At 72.0% G+C, this 14713-nt stretch carries 15 protein-coding genes; 7 read left to right on the top strand and 8 right to left on the bottom strand.

What is annotated here, in order from left to right; all coding sequences use genetic code 11:
• Positions 1 to 723: a succinate dehydrogenase gene (locus ACF09C_RS08080; protein ID WP_392090004.1), complete on the bottom strand. Its 723-nt coding sequence runs from the start codon at positions 721 to 723 to the stop codon at positions 1 to 3.
• Between the two features lie 72 nt (positions 724 to 795).
• On the opposite strand from ACF09C_RS08080, the gene ACF09C_RS08075 reads away from it, so the two are divergent.
• Positions 796 to 1692, top strand: a complete 897-nt coding sequence (locus ACF09C_RS08075) for a LysR family transcriptional regulator (RefSeq protein WP_392090002.1) — start codon at positions 796 to 798, stop codon at positions 1690 to 1692.
• Between the two features lie 28 nt (positions 1693 to 1720).
• On the opposite strand, the gene ACF09C_RS08070 is transcribed toward ACF09C_RS08075, so the two are convergent.
• The 3 genes from ACF09C_RS08070 to ACF09C_RS08060 all read right to left on the bottom strand — a co-directional run bounded on the left by ACF09C_RS08070 (position 1721) and on the right by ACF09C_RS08060 (position 6024).
• Complete coding sequence (locus ACF09C_RS08070) at positions 1721 to 3946, bottom strand: putative bifunctional diguanylate cyclase/phosphodiesterase (protein ID WP_392090000.1); 2226 nt, start codon at positions 3944 to 3946, stop codon at positions 1721 to 1723.
• The gene (locus ACF09C_RS08065) at positions 3943 to 4755 is read right to left on the bottom strand and encodes an SAM-dependent methyltransferase (protein WP_392089998.1); all 813 of its coding nucleotides are present in this window, start codon (positions 4753 to 4755) and stop codon (positions 3943 to 3945) included. Before ACF09C_RS08065 ends, ACF09C_RS08070 begins: the two co-directional genes overlap by 4 nt.
• Before the next feature lie 279 nt (positions 4756 to 5034).
• Entirely contained in the window at positions 5035 to 6024 is a 990-nt protein-coding gene (locus tag ACF09C_RS08060) for an SCO0930 family lipoprotein (RefSeq protein ID WP_392089996.1), read from the bottom strand.
• 208 nt (positions 6025 to 6232) lie between these two features.
• On the opposite strand from ACF09C_RS08060, the gene ACF09C_RS08055 reads away from it, so the two are divergent.
• From ACF09C_RS08055 to ACF09C_RS08045, 3 genes are all read left to right on the top strand, one after another.
• On the top strand, positions 6233 to 6778 hold the full coding sequence (locus tag ACF09C_RS08055) for a hypothetical protein (RefSeq protein ID WP_392089994.1): 546 nt from the start codon (positions 6233 to 6235) through the stop codon (positions 6776 to 6778).
• A 20-nt stretch (positions 6779 to 6798) separates the two neighbouring features.
• The gene (locus tag ACF09C_RS08050; protein ID WP_392089991.1) at positions 6799 to 7563 is read left to right on the top strand and encodes a hypothetical protein; all 765 of its coding nucleotides are present in this window, start codon (positions 6799 to 6801) and stop codon (positions 7561 to 7563) included.
• A 169-nt stretch (positions 7564 to 7732) separates the two neighbouring features.
• On the top strand, positions 7733 to 8299 hold the full coding sequence (locus ACF09C_RS08045; RefSeq protein WP_392089989.1) for a hypothetical protein: 567 nt from the start codon (positions 7733 to 7735) through the stop codon (positions 8297 to 8299).
• A 119-nt stretch (positions 8300 to 8418) separates the two neighbouring features.
• On the opposite strand, the gene ACF09C_RS08040 is transcribed toward ACF09C_RS08045, so the two are convergent.
• Entirely contained in the window at positions 8419 to 8904 is a 486-nt protein-coding gene (locus ACF09C_RS08040; protein ID WP_392089986.1) for a hypothetical protein, read from the bottom strand.
• Positions 8905 to 9305: 401 nt separating this feature from the next.
• Here ACF09C_RS08040 and ACF09C_RS08035 point away from each other — a divergent pair, with 401 nt between their 5' ends.
• A complete protein-coding gene (locus ACF09C_RS08035) occupies positions 9306 to 9965 on the top strand; it encodes a class F sortase (RefSeq protein WP_392089983.1) in 660 nt (219 codons plus the stop codon).
• Positions 9966 to 10086: 121 nt separating this feature from the next.
• On the opposite strand, the gene ACF09C_RS08030 is transcribed toward ACF09C_RS08035, so the two are convergent.
• The 3 genes from ACF09C_RS08030 to ACF09C_RS08020 all read right to left on the bottom strand — a co-directional run bounded on the left by ACF09C_RS08030 (position 10087) and on the right by ACF09C_RS08020 (position 13303).
• Entirely contained in the window at positions 10087 to 10920 is an 834-nt protein-coding gene (locus tag ACF09C_RS08030; RefSeq protein ID WP_392089981.1) for an NAD(P)H-binding protein, read from the bottom strand.
• 210 nt (positions 10921 to 11130) lie between these two features.
• On the bottom strand, positions 11131 to 12006 hold the full coding sequence (locus ACF09C_RS08025) for a polysaccharide deacetylase family protein (protein WP_392089979.1): 876 nt from the start codon (positions 12004 to 12006) through the stop codon (positions 11131 to 11133).
• A gap of 100 nt (positions 12007 to 12106) precedes the next feature.
• The gene (locus ACF09C_RS08020) at positions 12107 to 13303 is read right to left on the bottom strand and encodes a CapA family protein (RefSeq protein WP_392089976.1); all 1197 of its coding nucleotides are present in this window, start codon (positions 13301 to 13303) and stop codon (positions 12107 to 12109) included.
• Between the two features lie 261 nt (positions 13304 to 13564).
• On the opposite strand from ACF09C_RS08020, the gene ACF09C_RS08015 reads away from it, so the two are divergent.
• Together ACF09C_RS08015 and ACF09C_RS08010 are read left to right on the top strand one after the other, a co-directional pair.
• On the top strand, positions 13565 to 14140 hold the full coding sequence (locus ACF09C_RS08015; RefSeq protein WP_392089973.1) for a sigma-70 family RNA polymerase sigma factor: 576 nt from the start codon (positions 13565 to 13567) through the stop codon (positions 14138 to 14140).
• Positions 14141 to 14144: 4 nt separating this feature from the next.
• On the top strand, positions 14145 to 14561 hold the full coding sequence (locus ACF09C_RS08010) for a PaaI family thioesterase (RefSeq protein ID WP_392089971.1): 417 nt from the start codon (positions 14145 to 14147) through the stop codon (positions 14559 to 14561).
• Positions 14562 to 14713: the final 152 nt, after the last annotated feature.

Raw genomic sequence — 14713 nt, 5'->3', positions numbered from 1 at the left:
TCAGCTCACCACTCCGGTCATGACGGCGACGGGTACGGAGACGAAGCCCGCGGTCAGGACGAGCGCGAGGCCGTTCGCGAGGATCTTGAGGAGGCGTTCGCGGCGGGCGTTGCCGACGCCGAGGGTCTGGGCGGCGCTCCAGAAGCCGTGGCGGACGTGCAGGCCGACGGCGAGCATGGCGACGAGGTAGATGACGTTGCCGTACCAGGTGGAGAAGGTGTCGACGACGTTCTCGTACGGCCTGCCCTCCTGGAAGCCGCCGGAGTGGACGGTGCCGGTCGTCAGGTCCAGGATGTGCCAGACGATGAAGAGGGCCAGGATGATCCCGCCCCAGCGCATGGTGCGGGTGGCGTACGAGGACCCCTTGCGGCGGTGGACGTAGCCGGTGGGGCGGGCCTTGATGTCGCGCCTGCTGAGCTGGTACGCGGAGACGGCGTGGCCGATCACGGCGGCCAGCAGCACGATCCTGACCAGCCAGAGAGCCCAGGAGTAGTGCAGGACGGGGGCGCCCATGGTCCGCAGCCAGTGGCCGTAGACGTTGAACTCCTCGGGGCCGAAGAAGACCTTGAGGTTGCCGGCGACGTGCGCCACCAGGTAGCCGAGCATGATCAGACCGCTGACGGCCATGACGGTCTTCTTGCCGATGGTCGAGGACCAGAAGCCGCGGGGGCGGGAGGTCGACGGTGATCGTTCCTTCGATGCCGTCTTCGTTGCCAGAGCCATGGATCCGACGCTAGGGCCGAAGGGCCCGAGAGGTCCAAGACATGGTTCGGCTCATCTCGATAGGCTGAGCCTATGCAGTTCCAGCAGCTTCTGTACTTCGTGGCCGTGGCGGAGACCCGGCACTTCACGCGCGCCGCGGAGCGGGTGCATGTCTCCCAGCCCTCGCTGTCGCAGCAGATCCGGGCCCTGGAGCAGGAGCTGGGGGCGGAGCTGTTCAGCCGGGCACGGGGGAACATCGCGCTGACCGAGGCGGGCGAGGCGCTGCTGCCGCTGGCGCGGCGGATCCTCGCGGACACCGACACGGCCCGGCACGAGGTGCAGGAGCTGGTGCAGCTGAAGCGGGGCCGGGTGCGGCTCGGCGCCACGCCGAGCCTGTGCACGGGGCTGTTGCCGGACGTGCTCCGCGCCTTCCACGACCTGCACCCGGGGATCCGGCTGCTCATCGAGGAGGGCGGCTCGCACGATCTCGTACGGGAGCTGGCGCGCGGGGCGCTCGATCTGGCGCTCGTGGTGCTGCCGCTCCCGACGCCGTCACCGGCGCTGACGACGGTGGAGCTGCTGCGCGAGGACCTGGTGGTGGTGTCGAGCGCGGCGGCGCCCGCGCCCGCGCGGCCGGTGCGGATCGCGGACCTGCGCGACCAGCCCCTGGTGATGTTCCGGCACGGCTACGACCTGCGGGAGCTGACGGTGGCCGCCTGCCGGGCGGAGGGCTTCGAACCCTCGTTCACCGTGGAGGGCGGCGAGATGGACGCCGTGCTCGGTTTCGTACGGGCGGGCCTGGGTGTCGCGGTGGTGCCCGCGATGGTGGCCGCCCGGGCGGGCCGCGACCTGCGGGTCACGGCCCTGGCGCGGCCGGGCCTGCGCCGCACGATCGCCCTTGCCCACCGCAGCGACGTGGCCCCGCCGCGAGCGGCCCGGGAGCTGCAGCGTCTGCTCCTGCACTCGACGGGCGACCGCCCTGCCCGCTGATCCCCTCCGCTGTGAAGCCCGGTCCCGGCTACACCGCGTCCGCCAGGACCAGCGAGTGGATCCGGTCGGGGGCGCCCGGGCGGGCGTAGTACCAGCCCTGGGCGGTGTCGCAGCCGAGGTCGCGGAGCTGCTGCGCCTGCGCGCCGGTCTCCACACCCTCGACCGTCACCGCCAGCTCCAGGCTGTGCGCCAGCGAGACGATGCCCTCGACGATCTTCAGGTCGACCGGGTCCGCCGGGTGCTGCTGCATGCCCTGGGTGAAGGAACGGTCCAGCTTGAGGACGCTCACCGGCAGCCGTCGCAGATTGGCCAGGTTCGAGTAGCCGGTGCCGAAGTCGTCCAGGGCGATGTCCACGCCCATCTCGGCGAGCTGCCGCAGCGGCTTCAGGAGGTCGTCGTCCGCGCCGATGAGCGCCGACTCGGTGACCTCCAGGCAGAGCGCGCCGGGTTCGAGCCCCGACCGCTCCAGGACGTCGACCGTGTCGGCGACCAGCCGCGGATGGTGCAGCTGCGTCGGCGAGAGGTTGACGTTGATCCGCAGCGGGCCGCCGTCGGAGTGCCGGGCCTGCCAGAACCGGGCCTGGCGGACGGCCTCCTGGAGGACCCAGCGGCCGAGCGGCACGATCAGCCCGGTGTTCTCTGCGAGCGGGATGAACCGGTCGGGCCCGAGCACCCCGTGCTGCGGATGGCACCAGCGTACGAGCGCCTCGGCGCCGTGCACGCTGCCGTCGCCGAGGTGCACCAGCGGCTGGTACTCGATGAAGAACTCGCCGCGCTCCAGGGCCGCCGGCAGCGCGGTGGTGAGCCCGTGCCGGGTGATCGCGCGGGCGTCCGCGTCGGCGTCGGCGAACTCGAAGCGGTTGCCGCCGGCCGACTTGGCCCGGTACATGGTGATGTCCGCGCTGCGCAGCACCTCCGCCGGGGTCCGCTCGCCCGCCGGTCCCTCGACGATCCCGACGCTGCCGCGGACGCTCAGCTCGCGTCCGTCGATCCGGACGGGGGCGGCGAGCGAGGCGAGGATACGGTTCGCCAGCTCGACGACCTCCCGCTCGGTGTGCGGGCCGGTCGTCAGGGCGACGAACTCGTCGCCGCCGAGCCGGGCGACCATCTCGCCGGGCGCCGTGGCACAGCTCTGCAGCCGGTCGGCGACCTCGACGAGCAGCCGGTCGCCGGTCGAGTGGCCGAGGCTGTCGTTGATGGCCTTGAAGCCGTCGAGGTCGAGGTAGCACAGGCCGAAGCGCCCGCCGTCGGCCGAGGTGAGCGCCTTCTCCAGACGCTCGAAGAACAGCGTCCGGTTGGGCAGCCCCGTGAGCGCGTCGTGGGTCGCCTCGTACCGCAGCCGCAGGTTGAGCAGCCGTCGTTCGGTGGTGTCCTCCAGGAGCGCCAGCTGGTACTGCGGGACGCCCTGGGCGTCGCGCAGCAGCGAGACGGTGAGGTTGGTCCACAGGACCGTTCCGTCACCCCGGTAGTACGGCTTCTCCACCCGGTAGTGCTCGCGCTCACCGCGCACCAGCTCGCCGTAGAGCTTCCAGACGTGCGGGCCGTCCTCGGGGTGCGCCCACTCGCTCACGTTGCGGCTGCGGACGTGCTGTTCGAGACCGCCGAACATCCGGGTGAGGGTCTCGTTGACCTCCAGGACGTTGCCGTCGAGGTCGGCGATCCCGATCCCGACGGCGGCGCCGTCGAAGACCGCGCGGAACCGGCTCTCCGTGATGTGCAGGGCGACCTCGGCGGCGCTGCGGGCGCTGAGCGCGGACCGCGCGATGGCTTCCTGCTCCAGCCGCGTCCGCTCGCGCAGCGCCTGGGCGAAACCGGCGGCCATCGCGTGCTGGAGCCGCGCGCAGCGGGCCCGCAGCTCCTCCGCGGTGGCGCCCGTGGCCGTGGCCGCCGCGCCGGTCGGGGCGGTCGGGGTGGCCGTCCTCGTGGCGGCGGCCTCCTCCTCGCCGCAGTACAGCACCAGGTAGGAGTCGATGACCCCGAGGGTGCGGCTGAGCGCGTCGGGCTCGGTGCAGTGCACACCGACGAGCGCGGCTCCCGCGCGGTGCGCGGGAGCGGTGTCGAAGGACCTGTCGTGCAGCGCGGCGCGCAGTTCACGGGCGAGCGGCAGCAGATGCCCCTCGAACTCGGCGCGGGTCATCGAGGTGGCCGTGACCGGGAAGATGGCCCGGCTCCAGATCGTCACGAACCGCCTGAGTCTGTCCTCGAGGCCGTCCGGCTCCGCGCCGGAACCGGACGGCTGCGACGGCACCTTCACGCTGTGCGCCCCACCCCTGCGAAGCCCGAGAAGGCGAAGGGATCCTCGTCCTCGACCGGGCTGTCGGGTCGCCATTCGGGCATGGACACCAGGCCCGGCTCGATCAGTTCGCAGCCCTCGAAGAAGCGGCTGATCTCGCTGTGCGAGCGCATCACGAGCGGATTGCGGATGCTCTTGTAGACCCCGACGGTGCCGGCGGCCTCGTCCTGCGAGAGCGGAATGCCCTCGTACGAGGCGTGGGTCAGCACCAGCAGACTGCCGGGCGCGAGGGCTGCGAGGAGTTCGGCGACGGCCGCGCCCGGTTCGTCCTCGTCCTCGAGGAAGTGCAGCACGGCCACGAGCAGCAGTGCCACCGGCCGTTCCAGGTCGAGGAGTTCGCGGACCTCGGGGCTGTTCAGGATCTCCCGCGGCTTGCGCAGGTCGGCGGCGACGACGGCGGCGCGGTCGTTGCCCTCCAGGACCGCGCGGCTGTGCGCGACGGCGACCGGGTCGTGGTCGACGTACACCACGCGTGCCTCGGGGGACGCCGTCTGGGCGACCTCGTGGACGTTGCCGAACGTCGGTATGCCGGAGCCGATGTCGAGGAACTGGGTGACGCCGTTGTCGACGGCGAAACGCACGGCGCGACGCATGAAGGCCCGATTCGCCTGCATGATCTTGGGGAGACCCGGCATGAACTCCATGGCCTTGCGGGCCGCTTCCCGGTCCACCTCGAAATTGTGCGAGCCGCCCAGATAGAAGTCGTACATACGGGACACGCTCGGTACCGAAATATCGATACCCGGCGGGGCCCAGGCGGGACGCTCCATCAATGTCTCCAACAAGTCGCCACGGGGGATACGGCCATGTGTTCGCGGCCGGTGTTCGAGCCGAGGCTACTGATCGCCCGCCGAGAGAGCGAGTAGAAACGGAAATTCGCGGTCCGTTCTTGGTCACACGCCATTGGCACGTGCGTGTGGAACTGCGCGGGGAACGCAGAGTTCACGCCTTCAGCGCGTGCACTTTCACGTGCATGTGGACGTGCGCCGGTCCGCCGTCACCTGCGGGGTGACGGCGGACCGGCCGGCCGGAAGCGCTGCGCGGGGGAGTTACTTGGGCGCTCCGACCAGCTTTCCCTCGGGGGAGACGGCGTACCAGGTACCGCCCACACCTTGGCCGTTGGTCTCTCCGGGCGCGTTGTCGCCGGCGAAGGTGTAGAGGGGCCAGCAGTCGATCGTCTGCTGCTTGATGCCGTCGGGACGGGCGAAGGTGACGAAGCCCTTCTTGGTGATCCCCTCGGTGTCGTTCTTGTCGACAGGGGCGACAACCGGCCACTTCTCCAGGCAAGCGCCGGTGCAGGCCGTCTTCATGGGCCAGGCGGAATCCTTCTTGAAGCGGTAGACCGTCATTCCTCGCGAATCGACCACGATGTCACCGAGCTTGGGGTCCTTGCGCACCGAGAGGCCCGCCCCGGCGGTTTCCGGCGCCTCCTCCGCACCGTCCTCCGCGCCTTCCTCCGCGCCCTCGTCGGAGGCCGGCGCGGCCTTCTTTCCGTCCGGTGCCGCGGCGAACCAGGTGCCGCCGACGCCCTGCCCGTTGAGGTCGCCCGGCTTGGTGTCCTTGGCGTAGCGGTACATCGGCCAGCCGCCGATGGTCAGTTGTGTGGAACCGTCGGCGCGGGTGACCTCACCGAGCAGCGAGGCGTCCACGCCGGCCGGGGGCTCGGCGCCCTCGGCGCCGACCACGGGCCACACCGCGGCGCAGTCGCCCTCGCAGGTCGCCTTCGGCGGGGAGGAGGAGTCCTTGTCGAAGCGGTACAGGGTGAAGCCCTCGCTGTCGGTGACCACCTTGCCCAGCTGCTTGGTGGTCGACACCGCGAGCTGCCCGGCGGGTTCGGCCCCGCTCCCGTCGGCGGCACCGGAACCGGAGCCGTAGCCCCCGGAGGCGTAGCCGCTGTCGGCGGGCGCGCCCGCCGGGTTCGCGGCTCCCGCCGGCTGACCGCCCAGTGTCTGGTCGCCCTTCTCCTGACCGCACGCCGTCGTCAGCGCGAGTACGGCCGCCGCCGTGAGTGCGAGCGCCGCGTTCCGCCAGGTCTTCATCTCAACTCCCGTTGTTTACTTACCTGTTGAGGCGACCCGTTCGGCCGCTTCCCGGCATGGAGTACGGACCGCGCGGGCGTCGCACTCAACAGGAGCCGAAGAAAGTTCCGGAGATCGTCAAACCGGTGCGCGCGCAGATCCCCACCATCCGGGGAATCCGGGCCGATTCACGGCGCGCTGGGCCGGGACTGTGATCATGCTCGTCCGCGTGTCTCTGTACGGATCTCCTTTACGGCGGGCCCTGACGGCCGGCGTGCTGCTGTGGCTGCTCGCCGTCCCGGCGCCCGCGGCCGCCGACGCCTGCGCCTACGCCACGACCGGGCCCGGTGGCTCGAACACCTCGGTCGCGGTCATCGGACCTGGCGCGTGCTCGCCCACACCGACCCCTCCCCGGCCGCCGCGCCCGGCGCCCACGCCGGACCCCGCGCCGCCGAAGCCCGCCCCGCCGCCACCTCCCGTACGGGCGGACCCGCCGCCCCCGCCCCGGCCCGCCCCGCCGGGCCCCGAACCGGCGCGGACTCCCCCGCCGAGGCCCGCGCCACCGCCCGAGGCGCCCGCTCCCCCGCTACCGGCCCCGGCCCCGGCGCCGTCCCTGCGGCCCCGCGCGCCGGCCGCCACCCCCGTCGCCCTGCCCGCGTACCGCCGTACCGCGCGGCCGCAGCCCGAGAGCGGCACCTCGCCCGTGACCATGATGCTGCTGGTCACCGCCCCGGCAGTGCTCGCGACCGCGATCCTGCGTCCCCGTTCCCGCTGAGCCCCGCCGAAGGAATCACCATGTCCGAATGGCTCGTCCTGACCATCGCGATGGCCGCCGCCTGCGCGGTCGTCCTCACCATCGTCGTCATCAACAACCGCCGGGTCCCGGACGACGACGACCCCAGCGAGACGCCCGACGTCATGGAGTACATGACGATGATGATCGGCGTGATCTACGCGATCGTCCTCGGCCTCGCCATCGCCGGCGTCTGGGAGGCGCGCGGCGCGGCCCAGGAGACGGTGCGCCAGGAGGCCCAGGCGCTGCACGAGATCTCGGCCCGCGTCGAGGTGTACCCGACGGACGTACGGACCCGGATCCGCGCGGACGTCGACGCGTACGTCGGGTTCGTGGTCGACGAGGAGTGGCCGTACATGTCCGAGCACGGCGAGCTCAGCGAGGAGGGCACCCGGCTCCTGGAGCAGGTGCGCCGGTCGGTGACGGACTACCAGCCGGCCACCGACCACGAGGGCCAGGCGTACCAGCCGCTCGTGGACCAGGTGGCCGTGGTGGACGACGCACGGGGCGCCCGCGGCGAGGGGGCGGGGGCGACGATGCCGGGGGTGGTGTGGTTCGGCCTGATCATCGGGGCCCTGGTGACGGTCGGGCTGATCTTCACCCTGCAGATCAGGCGCACCGGCCGGGAGCTGCTGCTCGCGGGTCTGTTCAGTGCGCTGATCGCGTTCCTGCTCTTCCTGATCTGGGACTTCGACGCGCCGTTCGGGCGCGGGATCTCGGCGACGGCGGGCCCCTTCACCGCCCTGTTCCCGCATGTGACCCAGTAGCCCCGGCGCGACGCGCGTGTAGGCCGTGCGGGGGACATCGATGCCCCATTCGCCCGTCTGGGATCGCGACTGTGGTACTGCGCTCCTAGCGTTTCGGGTATCGAGGTGCACGCCCTGTCCTTGTGCGGAAACCGCTTCCGCTGCTGCTCCTCGGGGACCGGAGGATTCCATGCGCGCGATACGTGCCGCGTCCACTGCCCTGTTGGGGGCGGCCACCCTCGCCCTGGCCGCCCCCGTCGCCGACGCGGCGGACGGTGCGCCCGCACCGAACCCCCAGGCGGCCCAGGCGAAGGCACCGGGCGATTTCGTCATTACACCCTCACTGGTGGCGCCGGGCGGACGGGTGACGCTCACCGCCCCGGGCTGCGCCAGTACGGCGACGGCCTCGGCGGGCGTCTTCGACACGGTGACGATCGCCCCCGGCTCCTCGGCCACCGCGCTGGTGGACCTGGACGCCAAGCGGGGTGCCGTCTACACGGTCACGTTCCGCTGCACCGGCGGCATCACCGACACCGTCGGCCTGACCATCAGCGGCACCACGGCCAGTCCGACGTCCACCTCACGCTCCACCGTCCTGCCCACCCCGAGCGGTGTGCGGGGCGGCCTCGGCGGCTCCGTCGAGGGGGTCGGCACGGGAACGCTGGCGGCCGGCGCCGGTCTGGTCGTCGCCGCGGCGGTGGGCACCGTCCTCGTCGTGCGCCGCAGGTCGCAGCCGGCCCGCGGCCGTCGCCACTGACGGCGGGAACCGTGCCCCCTGCGAGGCCTGCGGAAGGCCGACCGACGCCCGTCGCCCCCGAATCCTGAACCAGGATTCGGGGGCGACGGGCGTTGCGGCCGACCGGGAGGTTCGGCCGGTCAGACCTTGGCGCCTGCCATACGGCGGCGGCGGGCGATGAAGAGGCCCCCGCCGAGCGCGGCCGCGGCGACGAGCGAACCGCCGACGGCCATCTCCGTGGAACTGGGAGCGAGCGAGCCGCCGATGCCGCCCTGGGCACCCCTCGCCTCGAGGACGGTGAACTGGCGGGTGGCCACGTTCGAGTTGTCGCTGCACTTGACGGCGAGGTTGTAGGTCCCCGGCGTGGCGTGGTTGTAGACCCGGCCGATCGCGCTGGAGATCCCGTTGGAGTTCACCGAGAGGTTGGTCGTCGGGAAGGCGTTGGACGTCACCTTGCCGCCGTGGCCGCAGCCCCTGACGGTGATGGTGATGGTCGAGCCCTGGTGGACGGCCGAGGGGTTGATCGTGACTTCGCTGGGCCCGTTGGTGGCGACGGCGAGGGGGGCCGCGAGCCCGACCGCCGCGAGTGCGGTGGCGGTCACCGCCAGAGTGCGTGCAGCACGCATGGTTGAACCTCCAGTGGAAGACGCCCCAAAGCGGTGCTCCGGGAAGTTCGACGAGTACGCCTTCCATGACGAACCCTCACAACTCACGGCGACCCTCGCATTTCGGCACTGGTCCACCCTGGTGAGCCGACACGCCGGGCGAAAGCCCGCGAATCTGACGGAGTCGCAGGTCACCGACCGTCAGACCGCTTATCTGACGATTACTCGGATGGGTCATCGTCCCCGTCACCCGCCCGCACCTCGGGTACCACAGAGCCCGGACACCTCGTCCGTGTCCGGGCCCGTGCCCGGGCCCCGCCCGGTCCGCGTCCGCGGAGCCCCGCGCCACCCGTTCGCCCCGCTCTGATCGCCGGTTCGCCCGGTCGCCCTTACCGTTCTGACGACGCCACGAAGGGAGAACCATGAGCCCCAAGGACTTCAGCGTCCTTGAGCCGAGGAGACGCGCCCCGTGGGGCGTTCTCGCTCTCGTCATGCTGTCCGGCCTGGCGATGATGCGCAACGGGGTCGACGTGGAGCTCGGCCCGCCGCAGCCGGCCGCCGCCGCGCGACCCGACACCCGCCCGCTCGGGACGCCGCCGCCGGCGCCCGACGGCCTGGAGACCCTGCCGCACGCCCCCGCCTCGCGGGTGAAGATCCCGGCCATCCGGGTCTCGGCCCCGATCATGGACGTGGGCCTCGACCCGGACGGCTGGATCTCGGCCCCGCCCCCGGAGGATCCCAACCTGGCCGGCTGGTACCAGAACGGCATCGCACCCGGGCAGCGCGGCACGTCCGTCCTGGTCGGCCACGTCGACAACGCGGCGGGCCCCGCGGTCTTCTACGGTCTCGGCTCGCTGGAGAAGGGCCAGCACATCGAGGTGGAGCGGTACGACGGCCGGGTGGCCGTCTTCGAGATCTACGGCGTCGAGGTCTACTCGAAGAACGACTTCCCCGGTGTGCAGGTCTACTCGGACACCGGAACGCCCGAACTGCGCGTCATCACCTGCGGCGGCGGCTACTCCCGCGCTCACGGCTACGACGGCAACGTCGTCGTCTACGCCCGGATGGTCGGCTCCCGCTGACCCTCTCTCACGGCGTCTCACGAACCGCGGCAGCTCGGAAGGCAGTGCGTCCCCCACAGCCTTCCGAGCATCCGGCATCAGCATCCACAGCTCCAGGCGCCCAGGCGCCCCGGCAGGCGATTCACCGGAAGGCGTCGACGTTCTCCGCGGCCCACTGCCGGAACGGCCGGGCCGGGCTTCCGGTGACCTGTGAAACCGTGTCGCGCACCGCCAGCAGTTCGTCGTTCACATCGCCGCCCATGACGTCGAGCACCGCGTCCGCGGCCCCGGCCCCGAAGACCGCGGCCATCTGCGCGTGGGCCTGCCGACGGCCGATCTCGGCGAAGGGCACCTCCCGGCCCAGTGCCGCAGCGATGGCCTCGACCTGCTGACGGGCGGTCACCGGCTGCGGACCGGTCAGGGCGTACGTGCGTCCCCGGTGGCCGGGCTCGGTCAGCGCCACCCGTGCCACCGACGCGATGTCCGCGGGGTGAATGGTCGGCAGTGCGGTCTCCGCGAAGGGCGCGTGGACGGTCTCGTGGTCACGGATGACAGCCGCCCACATCAGGCTGTTCGACGCGAACTGCGTCGGCCGCAGGATCGTCCAGGCCATCCCGCTCGCCTTGAGCAGCTCCTCCACCGCCAGGTTCTCGGCGGCGGGTCCAAGGTGCGGGTGCGTCTGGACGGTGATGGACGAGACGAGCACCACATGCTCCACGCCCGCCTGCCGGGCGGCTTCGAGAACGTCGGCGTCCGAGCCCGGACGCGACACGAGAAACACCGAGCGCACCCCGTCCAGCGCGCGCTTCAACGACTTCGGCCGCGCGAGGTCGCCCACTACGGCGTCGATCCCTTCCGGGAACGCGGCCCGTGCGGCATCACGCGTCAGCCCCCTCAGCGGCCCGGCCCCGCGCGCGTGCAGCTCCTTCACGAGGGCGCGGCCTATGTTCCCGGTGGCTCCGGTCACGAGGATCATGAGGGTTCCTCCCCTGTCAGATGATCGACGAGACCCACGCTAGAAGCTCAACCAAGCTTCAGGTCAAGGAACTCCCGCCTCTGGTCAGGACCCCGGAGACACTCACCCCGTCGGGGCCAGGTGGACACGACCGAAGAGAGATCGGGCCGCGCTTCCCGGCGCGCAGAAGGCCCTGGACGAGTCGAGGGCCTCCCTTCGCGCGGGGTTCGCTCAGCGTGGGGGGACGGTGATGTGGTAGTCGGAGTCCAGGAGTTCGGGGAGATAGCGCTTCAGTGCCGCGACGCTCTGTGAGCGGTTGCCGCCGGCGTCGTGGGAGAGCACGACCACCCCCGGTGCCGCCCCGTCCAGGACCCGGCGCACGATGCTGCCTGTGCCCGGTTCCTGCCAGTCGAGGGTGTCGACGGTCCAGGCGAGGGGCTCCATGCCCAGTTCGGCGCCGATCTCGAAGGAGTGCCGGTTCCAGGCCCCGAAGGGGGCGCGGTACCAGAGCGGGGCGGAGCCGGTGATCGTCTCGACGAGATCGCTGGTGGAGCCCAGTTCGTCGCGGATGCGGGAGGGCCGCAGCTTGGGGATGAGCGGATGCGACCAGGAGTGGTTGCCGACCACGTGCCCGTCCGCGGCCATCTCCCGTACCAGGTCCTGGTTGGCCTCCGCCATCTCCCCGCAGACGAAGAACATCGCCCGGCAGCCGTAGCGCCGCAGGGTGGCGAGGATCTCCGGGGTGTAGCGGGGGTCGGGTCCGTCGTCGAAGGTCAGCACCATCGAACGGCCGACCCCGGACATCTGGAGGAACGGCCGCTGCCGCACGGGCGGGATCGCCCGGCGGAAGGCCGGGGGCGCGTACGCCGTCATCGGCTGGAGCCGGTACGCGGAGGGCTTCAGGCGCGTGCTCGCGGGGGCGCCCGGGGCGGGTCCGCCGCCGCCCGGGGCGGCGGGAGCCGGACCTCCCGCGGCCTCCGGTGCCGACGCGCCCGGCGGGGCGCCGAAGCGGTCGGCGGTCAGGGCGCCGACCGTGGCGGTGGCCCCCAGGGCGGCGGCGATCCGCAGGACCGTCCGGCGCCCCATAGGCATCTGATCCTTCTTCATGACTAATAGCTCGCATGGCCGAAGGCCCACATCGCTCATCCACACCGGCCTCCCGCCCGAATGCACCCGATGAGCCGATAGCCTCGAAGGGCCCGGTCCGCTACTCCCCCATCACCAGGCCGTCCTTCGCCGCGCCCCGGCCGAGGACGACGTCGCGGATGGTGTCGCGTACGGCGGTGAGGGGTTCGCCCTTCCTGATGGCCGCGTTGAGGTCGACGACCCGGCCGTGGCCGGTGTCGAACCACTGCGGCAGGAACTCCGCCTTGGCCACCTCCCAGCGCGCGCCGGGGGCCGTGGGCGGGGTGAAGGTGAAGCGACCCAGGCTGGACTGGTTGCCCCGGGGGTCGTGGGCGCCGGCGTGGTTGATCATGTCGCCGGCGATCTGGTCGCCCATGCCGTAGATCACCCAGGTCCCGTTGACCTTCTCGTACGCCTGCGGGACGTGCGCGTGGGTGCCGAGGATCAGGTCGATGTCCGGCCTGCCGTCGGTCTGCGAGGCGGTGAGGGAGCGGGCGAGGGTGAGCTGGCGGTCGTCGGGGGCCGTCTGCCACTCCGTACCCCAGTGGATGCTGACCACGACGACGTCCGCGCCGGCCTGCCGGGCGGCCCGCGCGTCGGCGACGATCTTCCCCTCGTCGATCAGGTTGACGGACCAGGGCTTTCCTTCGGGCAGAGGGTAGCCGTTGGTGTCGTAGGTGTACGCGAGCTGGGCGACGGTCGCGTCACCCGCCTCGAGCAGGGTCGGACGGGCGGCCTCGTCGGCCGTACGGGCCGAGCCGGCGTGCCGGACGCCCGCCTTGTCGAGGGCGTCGAGCGTCCGGACGAGTCCGGCCGCGCCGTCGTCCAGGGTGTGGTTGGAGGCGGTGGAGCAGGAGTCGTACCCGGTCTCCTTGAGGGCGGGGGCGATCTCGGGCGGGGACTTGAAGGCGGGGTAGCCGGTGTAGGGCCCGCCCTCGGCGCCGTACACGGTCTCCATGTGGCAGATCGCCAGATCGGCTCCGGAGACCACGCTCTTCACCCCGGACAGCATCGGGCCGAAGTCGTGGCCCTGGCCGTTCGCGTCGGCGGCGGCCTTCTGGATGACCGAGTCGTGCGGCAGCACGTCACCGGTGGCGACGAGCGTGAATCCGGTCCGCGCGGAGGCTCCCCCGGGGGCGGCCGAGGGCGGCGCCGGGCTAGCCGGGTCCTCGCGCGCGGGTGGGGTGCCAGGGGCGTCGGCGCCGCCCGCGCACCCGGTCGCCGCCGTGAGCAGGACGGCCGCGACGGCCATCGCCCGCTGTCTCCTTCGCTGGGTCATCTACGAACTCCGCCTCATTCATAGGACAAACATCTTTCCTGATGAATTGACAGGGGATGAATGCCCTAGTCAAGAGGCAAAGCCGCGTCACCCGCCAAACCCTGCCGAAACGGATGAAGGGCGTCCGTCCGACCGCTCATCGCACCATTCGCCGCTCGGTGCGACCGCTCGTCGCACACCCTCGCCCGCTCCCTGTCCCCTGTCGCCCGTATGCGTTCGGATACGCACCGGGACGACGAGCCGGCAGGAGAGGTGTGGAGCATGACGACGGCGACCGCGACCAGAACGGCGACCACCGACGAGCGGACCCTCGCGGAGCTGCAGCGGGACCACGGCCCGGCGCTGCTCGGCTTCCTGCTCGGTCTGACCTACGGCGACCGGCAGCGCGCCGAGGACCTGGCCCAGGAGACGCTCGTGCGGGCCTGGCTCCACCCGGAGGCCTTCGACGGGTCGTACGCGTCGATTCGCCCCTGGCTCTTCACCGTGGCCCGGCGCCTCGCCATCGACGCCCGGCGCTCGCGGCTGGCCCGGCCGGCCGAGACGGGCGACGGGGTGCTCGCCTGCACCCCCGACCCGGCCGACGCCACCGAGTCGGCCGTCGCCGCCCTCGATGTCCGCGCCGCCGTCCGCGGCCTGAGCCCGGAACACCGCGCGGTCCTGGTCCGGCTCTACTTCCACGGCCTGACCGTCAACGAGGCCGCCGCCGACCTCGGCATACCCGCCGGGACCGTCAAGTCCCGCTCGCACTACGCGCTCCGCCAGCTCGGGCACCAGCTGCCCGGCTACCGGCCGCACCGCCGCGCCGTTGCCCGCCCGCACGCCGCGGCCGCACAATGAGCGGGTGACGACGCTGACTCCCGCCGCCGCGGACAAGGTACTCGCCGACAACTTCGCCCCCTGGGTGCTCGATCTGGGCCTCTCGGTGGTCTCGGTCGACGGCCACGAGGCGGTGCTCCGCCTGCCCTGGTCGGACCGGCTGGCCCGCGAGGGCGGCGGGCTCTCCGGCCAGGCGCTGATGGCCGCCGCCGACACGGCGACGGTGATCGCCGTCGCGGCCGCCCGCGGCGGCTTCGTCCCGATGACGACGGTGCAGCAGTCCATCAGCTTCCAGCGGCCCGTGCTCGGTACGGACGTCCTGGTACGGGCGCGGCTGACGAAGGCGGGCAAGCGGATGGCCTTCGCCGACATCACGATGACGGCCGATGGCACGGAGGAGACGGCCGCGCACGCGACGGCGGTCTACGCGCTCCTCGGCTGAGCCACCCCGGGCACACCTCCCACCCGTCGCACCGGCCGCGCCGACCCCACGCGCACCGATCCGGCGGAGGAACGTATCCGAAACCACACCGGCGAGTTGAGTAAAGAGCGACCCGCGCGCGTCTTCCTCGGTGGAGGCTCGTGGTCGGGATC

The sequence above is a fragment of the Streptomyces sp. NPDC014870 genome, from assembly GCF_043081505.1.
In the GTDB taxonomy this organism is placed as follows: Bacteria; Actinomycetota; Actinomycetes; order Streptomycetales; family Streptomycetaceae; genus Streptomyces.
The sequence above is the reverse complement of the archived record's forward strand: the minus strand, read 5'-3'. Positions and strand labels throughout refer to the sequence as shown.